15 protein-coding genes and 1 other RNA gene are annotated in these 13000 nt (G+C 62.3%); 10 read left to right on the forward strand and 6 right to left on the reverse strand.

Features of this window, described 5'->3' with window-relative positions; genetic code table 11:
- Nucleotides 1–133 precede the first annotated feature (133 nt).
- The gene (locus DTW90_RS06215; RefSeq protein WP_188079890.1) at nt 134–1396 is read right to left on the reverse strand and encodes a lytic murein transglycosylase; all 1263 of its coding nucleotides are present in this window, start codon (nt 1394–1396) and stop codon (nt 134–136) included.
- 179 nt (nt 1397–1575) lie between these two features.
- Nucleotides 1576–2181 carry a recombination mediator RecR gene (gene recR, locus DTW90_RS06220; protein ID WP_149337130.1) on the reverse strand — a complete coding sequence of 202 codons (606 nt, stop codon included), beginning with the start codon at nt 2179–2181 and terminating at the stop codon, nt 1576–1578.
- A 57-nt stretch (nt 2182–2238) separates the two neighbouring features.
- On the opposite strand from recR, the gene DTW90_RS06225 reads away from it, so the two are divergent.
- Nucleotides 2239–2865, forward strand: coding sequence for an MOSC domain-containing protein (locus DTW90_RS06225; RefSeq protein WP_188079891.1), 627 nt, complete (start codon nt 2239–2241; stop codon nt 2863–2865).
- A gap of 11 nt (nt 2866–2876) precedes the next feature.
- Here DTW90_RS06225 and DTW90_RS06230 read toward each other — a convergent pair whose 3' ends face one another.
- The 4 genes from DTW90_RS06230 to ffs all read right to left on the reverse strand — a co-directional run bounded on the left by DTW90_RS06230 (nt 2877) and on the right by ffs (nt 5932).
- The gene (locus DTW90_RS06230; RefSeq protein ID WP_149337134.1) at nt 2877–3488 is read right to left on the reverse strand and encodes a LysE family translocator; all 612 of its coding nucleotides are present in this window, start codon (nt 3486–3488) and stop codon (nt 2877–2879) included.
- A 31-nt stretch (nt 3489–3519) separates the two neighbouring features.
- Nucleotides 3520–3843 carry a YbaB/EbfC family nucleoid-associated protein gene (locus DTW90_RS06235; RefSeq protein WP_132527219.1) on the reverse strand — a complete coding sequence of 108 codons (324 nt, stop codon included), beginning with the start codon at nt 3841–3843 and terminating at the stop codon, nt 3520–3522.
- A gap of 40 nt (nt 3844–3883) precedes the next feature.
- A complete protein-coding gene (locus DTW90_RS06240) occupies nt 3884–5785 on the reverse strand; it encodes a DNA polymerase III subunit gamma/tau (protein ID WP_132527221.1) in 1902 nt (633 codons plus the stop codon).
- 50 nt (nt 5786–5835) lie between these two features.
- Nucleotides 5836–5932, reverse strand: an RNA gene (ffs, locus tag DTW90_RS06245) — signal recognition particle sRNA small type.
- A 90-nt stretch (nt 5933–6022) separates the two neighbouring features.
- On the opposite strand from ffs, the gene DTW90_RS06250 reads away from it, so the two are divergent.
- The 9 genes from DTW90_RS06250 to DTW90_RS06295 all read left to right on the forward strand — a co-directional run bounded on the left by DTW90_RS06250 (nt 6023) and on the right by DTW90_RS06295 (nt 12995).
- Entirely contained in the window at nt 6023–6433 is a 411-nt protein-coding gene (locus DTW90_RS06250; RefSeq protein ID WP_132527223.1) for an HIT family protein, read from the forward strand.
- On the forward strand, nt 6430–7389 hold the full coding sequence (gene nudC / locus DTW90_RS06255) for an NAD(+) diphosphatase (protein WP_132527225.1): 960 nt from the start codon (nt 6430–6432) through the stop codon (nt 7387–7389). The genes DTW90_RS06250 and nudC overlap by 4 nt, the downstream gene beginning before the upstream one ends.
- A gap of 10 nt (nt 7390–7399) precedes the next feature.
- Nucleotides 7400–8089, forward strand: a complete 690-nt coding sequence (locus DTW90_RS06260) for a YafY family protein (RefSeq protein ID WP_132527227.1) — start codon at nt 7400–7402, stop codon at nt 8087–8089.
- Nucleotides 8090–8174: 85 nt separating this feature from the next.
- Nucleotides 8175–8399 carry a hypothetical protein gene (locus DTW90_RS06265; protein WP_132527229.1) on the forward strand — a complete coding sequence of 75 codons (225 nt, stop codon included), beginning with the start codon at nt 8175–8177 and terminating at the stop codon, nt 8397–8399.
- Between the two features lie 160 nt (nt 8400–8559).
- Nucleotides 8560–8928, forward strand: a complete 369-nt coding sequence (locus tag DTW90_RS06270) for a VOC family protein (RefSeq protein ID WP_132527231.1) — start codon at nt 8560–8562, stop codon at nt 8926–8928.
- A gap of 171 nt (nt 8929–9099) precedes the next feature.
- Nucleotides 9100–10227: a DNA replication/repair protein RecF gene (recF, locus tag DTW90_RS06275; protein WP_149337136.1), complete on the forward strand. Its 1128-nt coding sequence runs from the start codon at nt 9100–9102 to the stop codon at nt 10225–10227.
- A gap of 34 nt (nt 10228–10261) precedes the next feature.
- On the forward strand, nt 10262–11032 hold the full coding sequence (locus tag DTW90_RS06280) for a molybdopterin-synthase adenylyltransferase MoeB (RefSeq protein ID WP_149337138.1): 771 nt from the start codon (nt 10262–10264) through the stop codon (nt 11030–11032).
- On the forward strand, nt 11029–11514 hold the full coding sequence (locus DTW90_RS06285; protein WP_149337140.1) for a GNAT family N-acetyltransferase: 486 nt from the start codon (nt 11029–11031) through the stop codon (nt 11512–11514). The genes DTW90_RS06280 and DTW90_RS06285 overlap by 4 nt, the downstream gene beginning before the upstream one ends.
- Nucleotides 11515–11747: 233 nt before the next feature.
- Complete coding sequence (locus DTW90_RS06295; protein ID WP_149337142.1) at nt 11748–12995, forward strand: MFS transporter; 1248 nt, start codon at nt 11748–11750, stop codon at nt 12993–12995.
- Nucleotides 12996–13000 lie beyond the last annotated feature (5 nt).

Genomic DNA, 13000 nt, shown 5'->3' on the forward strand with positions numbered 1-13000 from the left:
TATAGGTATGCATCGGTGATCGCGGTAATAAAAAAGAGCGGGTCCTTGCGGCCCACTCTTCATCACACGATCAAGAATTTGAAGCCGATATATGCCGGTTTCCGTCAAATTGCAAGCTCGGGTGCAGCTTTGGCTATTTCAGCGTGCCCAGCATCGAGCTGTCGGGATAGCAGGTCGGCTTCATGCCGGTCTTTTCCTGCCACTGGCCGATCGAGCGGCGTGTCTTGTAGCCGGGCAGTCCGTCCGTGCCGCCGACATCATAACCCTTTTTCTCCAAAGTCTTCTGCATGGAGGCGACATCCGAACGCAGCATCTTGCCGACATCGCCCCAAGGACCCTGGAATGCGCCAGATCCGTTTGCGATCCGGTCAGCCAGATTGCCGACATAAAGCGCATAGAGATCGGAGTTGTTGTATTCCTTGATGACATAGAAATTGGGCGTGACGATGAATTCCGGCCCGTCGCGGCCGGCCGGAACCAGCATCATGCCCGATGCCTTGAGTTCATCCGACGGGAAGGGCTTGCCCGAAATGCGGGTGATCCCGACGCCTGCCCAGCGGGCGATCGGCTTGGCGAGATCTGGCCCCTCCTGCGCGCAGGACACGTCGATCGGAATGGTGACCTCATAACCCCAACCCCGATCCCGCTGCCAGCCTTTCTTGACCAGATAGTTTGCGATCGAGGCCAGCGTATCCGGCACTGAAGTCCAGATATTGCGATGACCGTCGCCATCGAAATCGACCGCATATTGGAAATAGCTGGTCGGCATGAATTGCGGCTGGCCGAGCGCGCCCGCCGAAGATCCCTTGAACTGATCGGGCGTGACGTCGCCATGTTCGAGAATGCGCAATGCGGCGATCAGCTCGTTGCGGAACATATCTTTCCGCGTCGACATGAAGGCTTTGGTCGCCAGCACCTGGATCGCCGATTCCGGCATCTTGGCCGCGCCGAACCCGGTCTCGCGGCCCCAGATCGCCAGCACGATCGATCCCGGCACGCCATAGGTCTTCTCGATCCGCTTCAGCGTCGAGGCATATTGCGAGGCAAAGCCGCGCCCTGTCGTCGCCAGCCGCTGCAGCCGGCCTTCGTTGAAATATGGCGCGGGGGAAGAAAACTCGGCCTGCGTCTGCTTCAGTTCCTTCGCCGGTGGAAAGCCGGGCGGCGCCAGGTCGTTCAGCGTCCAGTCGAGCTGGATGCCCGAGAATGCGGTCTTGAAGGTGTTTTCCGAAATGCCGTCTTTCTTGGCTTCCGGCCAGAGGTCGGTCTGGAGCCAGTTTTCGAATTGGGATTCGACGGCTGCCTGCGAAGGGGCGGCGAGGGAGGGCGATGCTGTGGCGCATGCCAGCAGGATCGCCAGCGCATAGCGGGCGACACCCCCCTCTGTCCTGCCGGACATCTCCCCCACAAGGGGGGAGATCGAATTGTGGCGCGGGCTGCGTCCCACTTTTCGCTCTGGAAAAGAAGTTAAACGACGCCAAAGAGGGATGGATGAGCAAGCCTTCAGCCGATCTCCCCCCTTGAGGGGGAGATGCCCGGCAGGGCAGAGGGGGGTATCTTGCAACATGCTCCGCCCCCTCAAATCGCCGTTCGCGCCCGAAGCGCGGCCGTCAGCGTTCCCTCGTCGAGATAGTCGAGCTCGCCGCCGACGGGAACGCCGTGCGCCAGCCGGGTGATCTTCACCTCCAGCCCCGAGAGCTGATCGGTTATATAGTGTGCTGTGGTCTGCCCCTCGACCGTGGCGTTGACGGCGAGGATGATTTCACGGATGCCGCCTTCGCCGACCCGGTCGATCAGCCCGCGAATGTTGAGATCGTCCGGCCCGACGCCGTCGAGCGGCGAGAGCACGCCGCCGAGAACGTGATAGGCGGCGTTCATCGCGCCCGCGCGCTCCAGCGCCCAGAGATCGGAGACGTCCTCGACCACGATGATGACGGACTGGTCGCGCCGGTCGTCGGTGCAGACGGTGCAGGGGTCGATCGTATCGACATTGCCGCAGCGCGAGCAGATCTTCACCTTGTCGTAGGCCTCGCCCATCGCGTGGCCGAGAGGCCCGAGAAGCTGGTCCTTCTTTTTGATCAGGTGCAGCGCCGCGCGCCGGGCCGAGCGTGGCCCGAGCCCCGGCACTTTCGCGAGAAGCTGGATGAGTTTTTCGATTTCGGGGCCGGTGACTCGCTTTGCCATAGGCGGCTTTTATCTCATATGCTGGAAAAACGGAATCGCGGAAGGAATGCCTGGCTCATGAAAATTCTGGCCGTGTGCACAGGCAATGCCGAAAAGCTGCTCGGCAAGAGCTACAAGACCGGCATTTACAAGCATCCCGTCCATGGTGCGGTGCTCGTCGATGCCGAGGGCTTGTTAGGCGACGCCATCTGCAATCGCAAGCATCACGGCGGCGTCGATCAGGCCGTCTATGTCGAAGGCTCGATCACGCTCGACTGGTGGGTGACTGAACTCGGCCGATCCATCGAACCCGGCACCTTCGGCGAAAATATAGTGATCGAAGGCCTGGATAACAGGCTTGTCTCGGTCGGTGATCGTTTCATAGCCGGCGATCTTGTTCTCGAAGTCACTTCGGCCCGTATTCCCTGCGCGACCTTCGCCGCCAAGATCGGCGATCCGGGATTCGTGAAGCGTTACACTGAGGCCGGGCGTCCAGGCATTTATTGTCGCGTTCTGAGCGTTGCTTATGTCTCGTCCGGCACTCCGGTCGAATACATTCCCTATGCGGGCGAAAAGGTGACCATGCCCGAACTGATGGAGACCTTCGGCCGCAGATTGACGGAAGAAGACCGCGCGCGCTATCTGGCGGCCCCCCTTCACCACAAGCTCAGGGCCATGCTGGAATCGCAATCCGATCCGGCCTAAACCCGATGAGCTCAATGCATCGCGATGGCAACTGCCGCGCCCGCCATCGTGCCGGCGCTGGCGCGGTTGGCGATTCGCACGGCGCGGCGGCTTTTCAGGAAACCGCGTGCCTTGGCCGCAAGCAGTGCCCAGGCAAGATCGATCGAGATCAGCACCGCAAACATCGTCGCCACCAATTCGGCCCAGCCGACGATGGTCACGGCGTGAATGTCGATGATCGACGGCAGCAGCGCCACGTAAAACATCATGATCTTAGGATTGCCCATCGTGACCGTCAGCCCGGCAAGGAACAGGCGGGCCGGCGACTGTACATCGGGCAGGGCCTCCTCGGCGGAGGCCGCCGGGGCAAACCACATTTTCCAGGCAAGATAGAGCAGGTAGCAGACGCCGATCCACTTGATGGCGACGAAGGCGAAGTGGAAGGTTTCGGCTACAGCCGAAAGTCCCGCGACCGCGCAGGTCAGACAAGCAGCCTCGCCGATCCACATGGCGGCGAGAAACGGCAGCACATCGCGCGTGCCCTTGCTCAGCACACGCGCAACCAGCGCCGCAATGCTCGGCCCCGGCGATCCGGCGGCCACGAAGAGCGCGCCGGCAAAAACCAGCAAAGTCGTCAGGCTCATCCTATCCTCCCAGTCTAGCCAGTGCCCGATCTTAGAACGGCAGCTTGAAGCCGGGCGGGATCGGCAGGCCGGCGGTCAGCGCCTTGGTCTTTTCCGCAGCCACGGCTTCGGCCTTTTCCTTCGCGTCCTTATGGGCGGCGACGACGAGGTCCTCGAGGATTTCGACGTCGTCCTCCTTGAAAAGCGACGGATCGATCTTCAGGCCGAGCAGCTCGCCCTTGCCGTTCATCGTTGCCGTAACGAGGCCGCCGCCGGACTTGCCTTCGACGGTGAGCGCGGCGATCTCTGCCTGCATCGTCTCCATCTTGGCCTGCATTTCCTTGACCTTGCCCATCATGCCCATGATGTCGCGCATCGTCTCGGTCCTTCTCTTGTGTCTGGTTCAGTCGGTTATGTCAGAATTCTATGTCGTCGCCCGGCAGGATATCGCCTTCTTCGGATTCGGCAGCAGCCGGCGGTGCCGCCTGCTCCTCTTCCTCGGGCTCCGGCGCGCGCACGCGCACGTCGATGATCTTGGCGCCGGGAAACTGCGAGAGGATCGCGGCGACATCGGGGTCCTGCCGCGCGTCGAGCACACGCTGCTGCTGCGCCTGCGCCTCGGCCTCGACCATGGTCGGCTCGCCTTCCTCGCGGCTGAGGCTGACGATCCAGTGGATGCCGGTCCATTCCCTGAGTTTGACAGACAGTTCGCCGAGCAGCGTGGTCGGTGCGCCCTCCGTCAGATTGACGTCGAGGCGGCCTGGCTCGAGCTTCACGGGTCGCACGAAGGTGCGCACCAGGGCCTTGATCTTGGCGTCGCGCTTCTGCGCAGCGAGTTCGACGATATCGGCGATCGAATTAACGGGAACGAGAGGTTTCGGCGCCTCGGCCGGCTTCGTCTCGATGCGTCCGACCGGCGTTGCGTCAGGCTGGGTATTCGGAACTGCGCGCAGCATGGCGGTTGGTGCCGGCTGCGGCGTCGGGCGTGCGTTAGGCACCGTTTCGGTCGCTCGCGCAGCAATGCCTGCCTGATAGGCAACGGGCGTGCCGGAACCCGCGCCTGAACCATTACCGGAGGACGGGGCAGGCGAGGGACGAGCGCCATTGCCATTGCCGGCATCGCCTGAAAATTCCGCAAGCCGGCGCGCCGCCTCTTCGGGTGCCGGCAGATGGGCGGCATGGGCAAGACGAATGAGCACCATTTCGGCAGCACCCGCCGTGCGCGCAGCATTTTCGGTCTCGGGGATGCCCTTGAGTAGCATCTGCCAGATGCGCGAAAGCGTCGTCACCGCCACCCCTTGCCCGAATTCGGCCGCCTTCGTCCGCTCGACCTCGCTGAGCGACGGATCGTCGGCGGCATCGGGTACATATTTCAGGCGAGTAACGAGATGGGTGAAATCGGCAAGATCGGTCAGCACGACGACGGGATTGGCGCCGGCCTCATACTGGCTGTTGAATTCCGCAAGGGCGGCCGCCACATCGCCTTTGACGATATGCTGGAACAGATCGACGATCCGGGCGCGGTCTGCAAGGCCGAGCATGCCGCGCACCGCATCCGCCTCGACCACGCCGCTGCCATGGGCGATCGCCTGATCGAGCAGCGACAGCCCGTCGCGCGCCGACCCTTCCGCAGCGCGGGCGATCATGGCGAGCGCGTCCGGCTCGGCCGTGATGCCTTCCTTGGAAGCGATTGTCGTGAACAGGCCGACGAGATCCGACGCGCTGATGCGGCGCAGGTCGAAGCGCTGGCAGCGCGACAGGACCGTGATCGGAACCTTGCGGATTTCCGTCGTGGCGAAGATGAATTTCACATGTTCCGGCGGCTCTTCGAGCGTCTTCAACAGGCCGTTGAAAGCCTGCGTCGAGAGCATGTGCACTTCGTCGATGATATAGACCTTGTAGCGCGCCGAAACCGGACGGTAGCGAACCTGCTCGATGATCTCTCTTATATCGTCGATGCCTGTATGCGAGGCAGCGTCCATTTCGATGACGTCGACATGCCGGCCTTCCATGATCGCCTGGCAATGGTCGCCGGGGATGCGAAGGTCGATCGTCGGCTTGTTGATTTCAGCCGTCTTGTAGTTGAGTGCGCGGGCGAGAATGCGCGCCGTCGTCGTCTTCCCGACGCCGCGAACCCCGGTCAGCATATAGGCCTGCGCGATGCGCCCGGTCTCGAAGGCGTTGGTCAGCGTACGGACCATCGGCTCTTGGCCGACCATCAGGTCCGTGAAGTCCTTGGGGCGGTACTTGCGGGCCAGCACCCGGTAGCCGGTGCCCGTCGGGGCGGCATCTGGTGCTTTTGGCTCGGTGTCGTTCATCGCCCTGCTTGGTCTTGCCCTGACGCAGCCGGGCATTGTGCTGGAAAAGGGTGGGAGGCTGGCACGATGACCCGTGCCGGGCTCGTTAGGGCTGCTTCCTTCCGGACCTGACCCGGTTGGCGAGTGGCTCGTCCACCACCAACCTCCCGCCGCACATATCGGCAATATCGCCATCAAAAGCAAGCCAACACCAAAAAAAACTGCTAAATATCATGAAAACACTGGAGGATTACCCAATTGCACGAATTCGTTCTCGATGAACGCCTTGCCAATGACACCATTCCGGTCGCAACGACGGGCCTTTGCGAAGTGCGGCTTCTTAGGGATCGCCGCTGGCCGTGGCTGGTTATCGTTCCGCGTCGGCCCGGAATTTCGGAGGTTTTCGAACTGACCCCGCTTGACCGGGTGCTGCTGACATTCGAGACGGATAAGGTTGCCGCAGCGTTGAAGACGGCGACGGGCGCGGTAAAAATCAATGTCGGGGCTCTTGGCAATATCGTCCGTCAGCTTCATGTTCATGTGATTGCGCGCTTCGAAGGCGATCCGAACTGGCCGGGACCCGTCTGGGGCTACGGCAAGGCGGAACCCTATTCGGACGAAGACATGAACGCCTTCATAGCCAAATTGCGGGAAGCCATTTCACCATGAATCATTCCATTTTTTCGTCAGATGCGCCCCATCCCGAGGCCAGCCTTCTGACCGCCTTTGCCGAAAACCAGCTTGATCGCCAGGCAGAGCATCGCGACGAGGAATCGGTCGACAAGGCGCTCGCCAAGGAAGGCACCCATATCCTTGCCTTTGCCAATGACAAGCTGGTGCTGAAGCATGACGGCCAGGTGCTTGATCCGCTGTTTGCCCGCTACGAGCTGAAGGAACTCGATCCGGATTGGGATGCCACGGTTCTGCTCGGCTATCGCAAGACCGGCGAACCGCGGCTTGCCGTGCCGGTTCGCGTTGCCGCCGACGATCTCGCCAGCCAGTACAAACCCGCCGACATGCGGGCGCTCTGGCGCGAACTGCTGCTGGAAGGCGAAATCCTCGGAGAGGCCGCCCAAGGCATGAGCCTCATCCGCTGGAATGCCGACAACCGCTTCTGCGGCCGCTGCGGGTCGACCATGGAAAGCAAGATCGGCGGTTACAAGCGCGTCTGCACTGCCTGCGAGCACACGATCTTCCCGCGCACGGATCCTGTTGTCATCATGCTGACAGTGGACGAGGAGCGGGGGCTCTGCCTTCTGGGCCGCAGCCATCATTTCGCGCCGGGCATGTATTCGTGCCTTGCCGGTTTCCTCGAGCCCGGGGAGACGATCGAGAATGCCGTACGTCGCGAAACCTTCGAGGAGTCAGGCATCCATATCGGGCGCGTCCGCTACCATGCCTCGCAGCCCTGGCCGATGCCGCATTCCCTGATGATCGGTTGCTATGCCGAAGCGAAATCGACCGATATCCATATGGATGGCGCCGAACTCGATGATTGCCGCTGGTTTACGCGGGAAGAGACGCTCGCCATGCTGGATCGCGTCGCGCCATCGGGCAATACTTCTCCGCCCAAGGGCGCAATCGCCCATCGCCTGATGCGCGACTGGGTGGAATGGAAGCGATAGGCCCCATGCCATGGCACGCGCCGAACGCCTGCTGACGCTGCTGCAGACCCTGAGGCGTTATCGACGCCCGGTCAGCGGGGCGGCGCTTGCGACCGAAACCGGCGTCAGCCTGCGCACGCTTTATCGGGATATCGCCAGCCTCCAGGCTCAGGGTGCTGACATCGAGGGAGAGGCCGGCGTCGGCTATGTGCTGAAGCCGGGCTTCATGCTGCCGCCGATGATGTTTTCGCAAGAAGAGATCGAGGCCCTTGTCCTCGGCTCCCGCTGGGTGGCGCGCGCTGCCGAACCGAGGCTTGCGGGCGCCGGCGCCGATGCGCTGGCCAAGATCGCGGCGGTCCTGCCCGACGACATGCGCGAGACGATCGAATCGGCCGCTCTGCTCGTCGGCCCGCGCGTCAGCAGCGAGGACAAGGCCGACCTGCCGGCTATCCGCAAGGCGATCAGGACTGAGCGCATTCTGGAACTGACCTATGGCGACGAGCGCGGCGCCGTGTCCGTGCGCCGTGTCTGGCCCTTCGCGCTCACCTATCTCGAGCAGGTGCGGGTCATGGTCGCCTGGTGCGAACTGCGGCAGGATTTTCGCCATTTCCGGACCGACCGCATCATCGAGATGGCGCCTTCGGAAGTGCGCTATCCGCGCCGGCGCGACGTTCTGCTCAAGGAATGGCGCGACCAGCAGGGCATTCCTTCTGAGCCCTGACACTACTGCCATAAACTGTCAGCAGGTGCGGTTATGATCGATGCCATTCCAAGCAGGCCAATTTAGGCAGGAAGGAGTACCGATCATGGCAAACCCCAACCTCACAATTCCCTATCTCGCTGGCCACATGACCGTCGCAGAAACGCGTTCGGTCGTGGCCCGCCTGCTGCATGTCTTCACCTATGCCTTGCGGCAGATGGAGCGGCCAGATCCCCGGCTCGACCTCGACGCGATGCCGGATCACATGAAGCGCGATCTCGGTTTCCTGGATGGGCAAAGCCCACATTACGAAGACAATCTGATGCGGTAAGCCGCCGACGGGGTGGATCCGCGGCTGCGCCTAACCAAACCACACTGCAACTGAAAGAGCGGCGCGATTATCGCGCCGGTTCTTCAGGCAAACGATGCTGCCAAAATCTGTCAGCATGCGGAATTATATTCATCCCACCCACGCAAAGAGGAATATCGAAATGGCCAGCCCGAACATGATCATTCTCTACGTTAAGGACCCAGCCGAGAGCGTGCCCTTCTACAGCGATATCCTCGGGCGCGAGCCTGCGGTGGCATCGCCGAATTTCGCAGCCTTTCCGCTGGACGGCGGCTTCACGCTCGGCCTCTGGCGTCGCAGCACCGTCGAGCCGCAGCCCTCCGCACTCGGCAATCGCGGCGAAGTCGCTTTCATGGTGCCGGGGGAAGGCGCTGTTGCCGCCCATTACGAGCAATGGCGCAATCGCGGCCTGCCGATCGCTCAGGAACTGACCACCATGGATTTCGGACCGACCTTCGTCGTCCTCGATCCGGATGGCCATCGGCTCCGGGTTTGTGAGCCGGATAAATAACGTCGCCTCCCATACTGACCGCCGGGCCCTTGCCGCTTCCGGGCGGCGAGGGCCGAATCATATGCGCATCCATCACCGAGCATCACCACAACGGCTGTCGATCGCACACATGGCTTGCAAAGCCGTCATGCAGGGCCTAGCTCTCAGGCTTCGAACGAATCCGGAAGCTGAATGCCCCACAAGGTCTCATTGTCCCGTCTGAAGCTCACCGACTTCCGCAATTATGCGGCGGCCGCGCTGTCGCTTGACGGCCGACATGTTGTCCTGACGGGCGACAACGGTGCCGGCAAGACGAACCTCATGGAGGCGGTCTCCTTCCTCTCCCCCGGCCGCGGCCTGCGTCGCGCCGCCTATGCCGATGTGACGCGCGTCGGCGCCACTTCGGGCTTTTCGATCTTTGCTGAGCTGGATGGAATGGAAGGCGAGGTCGAAATCGGCACCGGAGCCGACACGACGGACGAAGCTGCCGTCCGCAAGCTGCGGATCAACGGAACGCCGGCCAAGACCGCCGACGAGTTGACCGATCATCTTCGTGTGCTTTGGCTGACGCCATCCATGGACGGCCTTTTTACCGGCGGTTCCTCGGATCGCCGCCGCTTTCTCGATCGCCTGGTCCTCTCTCTCGATCCTGCGCACGGCAGGCGCGCCAGCGATTTCGAGCGCGCCATGCGCAGCCGCAACAAGCTCCTCTCCGAAAACCGCTTCGATCCGGCCTGGCTCTCTGGCATCGAGGAACAGATGGCAAGCCTCGGCATCGCCATGGCGCTGGCGCGGCAGGAGATGCTCGGCCTTCTCGACCGGCTGATTGCGGATAGCCGGGAGGCCACCCCCTTTCCCTCGGCGGCGCTCGAACTCTCCGGTTTCATGGACGGCCAGTTCGATCGGCCGGCTGTCGATCTGGAAGACGACTATGCCGGCATGCTGCGCGATGGTCGTTATCGGGATGCCGCTGCCGGGCGCACGCTTGATGGCCCCCATCGCGCCGATCTTCTCGTCCGCCACCGCGAGAAGAACATGGAGGCCGAGCGCTGCTCGACAGGGGAACAGAAGGCGCTGCTGGTCGGCCTCGTGCTCGCCCATGCCCGTCTCGTCGGCAATCTCACGGGCCATGCGCCGGTGCTGCTGCTCGATGAGATCGCGGCTCACTTGGACGAGGGGCGGCGCGCCGCCCTTTTCGACCTGATCGACGGGCTCGGCGGTCAGGCCTTCATGACGGGAACGGATCGGTCGATGTTCGCAGCGCTTGGCGAGCGCGCGCAATTCTTCACCGTCGCGCATGGCGGTATCGCGGAATCATGATTTTCATGGCCGCAAACAGTGCTAGCATGGCGCCATGGAACCTCTGAGCACAGACGAGATCGCCCGCTATCAGCGCCATATTCTGCTTCCCGAGATCGGCGGTGCCGGACAGCAGAAGCTGAAGGCATCGCGCGTCCTTGTCATCGGTGCCGGCGGCCTCGGTGCGCCTGTCCTGCAATATCTGGCGGCAGCCGGCGTGGGCACGATCGGGCTTGTCGATGACGACCGCGTGTCGCTCTCCAATCTGCAGCGTCAGGTCATCCACGACACCGGCACGATCGGCGAGTTGAAGACACAAAGCGCCGTCGACGCCATGGCGCGCCTCAATCCGCATGTGCGCACAGTCCGCTTCGAGGAGCGTTTCGAGATTTCGAATGCCGCGCGGCTGCTCGCGGGCTTCCATCTGCTGATCGACGGTTCCGACAATTTCGATACCCGCTATGCAGCCGCAGATGCCGCGGAAGTGGCGAAAATCCCGCTGGTAACGGGCGCTGTCGGCCGCTTCGATGGCTCCGTGACGACACTGAAGCCCTATGAGAGCAGTGCGGACGGCGCTCTCAACCCCTCCTATCGCGACCTCTTTCCATCACCGCCGCCGGCCGGCCTCATTCCTTCCTGCGCCGAAGCCGGCATAGTCGGCGCGCTGACCGGCGTCATCGGTACATTGATGGCGATGGAAGCGATCAAGCTGATCACAGGTGCTGGCGAGCCGTTGATCGGCCGTCTGCTACTCTACGATGCCTTGTCGGCACGTTTCGATAGTATACGATACAAACGCAAGCGATCGAAAGCCGCCGCCGAATGACACGGCTTGAGACGGTGCGGCTCGATCAATCCTTCGAGCGATGGCATGAATTGCTCAATCTCATTCTCGCATCCTTCGCTTACATGGATGGCCGCATCGCCCCGCCATCTTCGGCCCTCAAGCTGACGTCGCAATCGCTTCGGGAAAAGGCGGAGCGCGAGATCGGCTATGTCGTGCTGGAAAGAAATGCGATGCTCGGCTGCAGCTTCTGCCGCCCGGAGCCGGAATGCCTCTATATCGGCAAGCTCGCCGTCCTGCCGGCAGAGCAGGGCAGGGGTATCGGCCGAATGCTGCTCGGGCTTGCGGAGGAAACCGCCCGCCGACTGGACCTGTCCGTCCTGCGCCTGGAGACGCGCATAGAACTGACCGGCAATCACGCCGCCTTTGGGCGCTGGGGCTTCGTCAAGACGGCCGAAAACACCCATCCCGGTTTCAGCAAGACGACCTCGATCGAAATGCAAAAGACATTGTCCGCCTTGTAGCTCGGCCCGCGCCGAAGGCATTGACGGCGAAAAATTTCCGGCTTAGTTGTAATTCCATGAAAATCGCAACTATTCTTGTGGTGGTGATCGCGCGCATGGGCAGGATGGTCTAACCGTCCGGCGAAAGCACCCATGCGCGGTAAGCAGGCTCCTGACGGGGCCTTTTTTTATGCCCTGAATTCGGGCCGCGCCTCGTCAGATTTCCTCAACACCCTCACAAGACGGATACGATCATGACTGGCGACAACGCCGCGCAGACATCGCGCAGCCAAATGACTGCGGCGTCGGCCGCGACCTCTCCCATTGCCGCGCCTCGGCTTATCACCTTGATTTTGCTGTCAGCCCTCTCGGTACTGCCGGTCAACATGACCTTGCCGGCGCTGTCGAATATCGCGGCCACATTCCACGCCGATCTCGCGCTCATCAATCTTTCGGTTGCCGGCTTTGCGATCTTTTCCGCTCTGACCGAGCTTGTGGCCGGTGCGATGTCGGATCGATATGGGCGCCGGCCGGTGGCGCTGGCCGCGATCTCCATCTTCGTCCTCGCTTCCCTGGGCTGCGCAGCCTCGAACGATATCGGCACCTTTCTCCTGTTTCGGATGCTGCAGGCAGCAATCGGCGCCTGCTTCTCCATCTCCCTCGTCATTGCCAGGGAAACCTCCGGTGAGCGCGAAGCCGCCAGCAAATTCGGCTACCTCGCAGTCGGATGGGCAATTGCGCCCCTGCTCGGCCCGACATTTGGCGGGCTGCTGGAGGAGTTCTTCGGCTGGCGGGCATGCTTCCTTGCCCTGGCTCTCCTTGGTGCGGCAGCACTTGCCCTTTGCAGCCGCGAACTGAAAGGACCGGCGACGCGTGTATCCGGGCCTCGGCGAAACTATCTTGCGTCATACAGGCAACTGTTGGGCTCGGCGCGATTCTGGGCCTACACGCTGTGCATGATCTGCTCGATGGGAACGTTCTACGTCTTCCTGGGAGGAGCGCCTCTGGCGGTCGGCAACTCGCTCAATGGATCCAGCACGCAGCTCGGCCTTTACATGGGAATGGTCCCGGCAGGCTTCATTCTCGGCAGCTATCTGACCGGCCGCTACGCGTCGCGATTTCAGCGGGGCAGCGTCGTCGTCGCGGCGCGGTCCCTCACATGCATCGGGCTGCTTGTCGGGCTTGCCCTGTCGATGTCGGGCGTCACCTACATCCTGGCATTCTTCGGACCCTGCATGTTCATCGGCATCGGCAATGGCTTGACCATGCCCGCAGCCAATACGGGCGTCATGGCGGTTCGCGCCAACCTCGCCGGAACAGCCGTCGGGCTGGCGGCCGCGATGCGCATTGCCGGCGGGGCGCTCATTTCCTCTATCGGAGGTTTGTTTCTGGCAGAGCAGCATGCCGTGCAGGTCTTATTCGGCATCATGCTCACGATAGCGTCGCTGGCATTGTCGGCGGCGCTGGCCGCAGCCATCATCGATCGACGGACCTCTGAGTAGCACGC

Origin of the sequence: Neorhizobium sp. P12A (assembly GCF_008365395.1) — a bacterium.
GTDB lineage: Bacteria > Pseudomonadota > Alphaproteobacteria > Rhizobiales > Rhizobiaceae > Rhizobium.

Excerpts from the sequence above, each read along its gene's own strand:
- DTW90_RS06215 (WP_188079890.1), bottom strand. The coding sequence starts at position 1,396 with ATGTCCGGCAGGACAGAGGGGGGTGTCGCCCGCTATGCGCTGGCGATC.
- recR (WP_149337130.1), bottom strand. The coding sequence starts at position 2,181 with ATGGCAAAGCGAGTCACCGGCCCCGAAATCGAAAAACTCATCCAGCTT.
- DTW90_RS06225 (WP_188079891.1), top strand. The coding sequence starts at position 2,239 with ATGAAAATTCTGGCCGTGTGCACAGGCAATGCCGAAAAGCTGCTCGGC.
- DTW90_RS06230 (WP_149337134.1), bottom strand. The coding sequence starts at position 3,488 with ATGAGCCTGACGACTTTGCTGGTTTTTGCCGGCGCGCTCTTCGTGGCC.
- DTW90_RS06235 (WP_132527219.1), bottom strand. The coding sequence starts at position 3,843 with ATGCGCGACATCATGGGCATGATGGGCAAGGTCAAGGAAATGCAGGCC.
- DTW90_RS06240 (WP_132527221.1), bottom strand. The coding sequence starts at position 5,785 with ATGAACGACACCGAGCCAAAAGCACCAGATGCCGCCCCGACGGGCACC.
- nudC (WP_132527225.1), top strand. The coding sequence starts at position 6,430 with ATGAATCATTCCATTTTTTCGTCAGATGCGCCCCATCCCGAGGCCAGC.
- DTW90_RS06260 (WP_132527227.1), top strand. The coding sequence starts at position 7,400 with ATGGCACGCGCCGAACGCCTGCTGACGCTGCTGCAGACCCTGAGGCGT.
- DTW90_RS06265 (WP_132527229.1), top strand. The coding sequence starts at position 8,175 with ATGGCAAACCCCAACCTCACAATTCCCTATCTCGCTGGCCACATGACC.
- DTW90_RS06270 (WP_132527231.1), top strand. The coding sequence starts at position 8,560 with ATGGCCAGCCCGAACATGATCATTCTCTACGTTAAGGACCCAGCCGAG.
- recF (WP_149337136.1), top strand. The coding sequence starts at position 9,100 with ATGCCCCACAAGGTCTCATTGTCCCGTCTGAAGCTCACCGACTTCCGC.
- DTW90_RS06280 (WP_149337138.1), top strand. The coding sequence starts at position 10,262 with ATGGAACCTCTGAGCACAGACGAGATCGCCCGCTATCAGCGCCATATT.
- DTW90_RS06285 (WP_149337140.1), top strand. The coding sequence starts at position 11,029 with ATGACACGGCTTGAGACGGTGCGGCTCGATCAATCCTTCGAGCGATGG.
- DTW90_RS06295 (WP_149337142.1), top strand. The coding sequence starts at position 11,748 with ATGACTGGCGACAACGCCGCGCAGACATCGCGCAGCCAAATGACTGCG.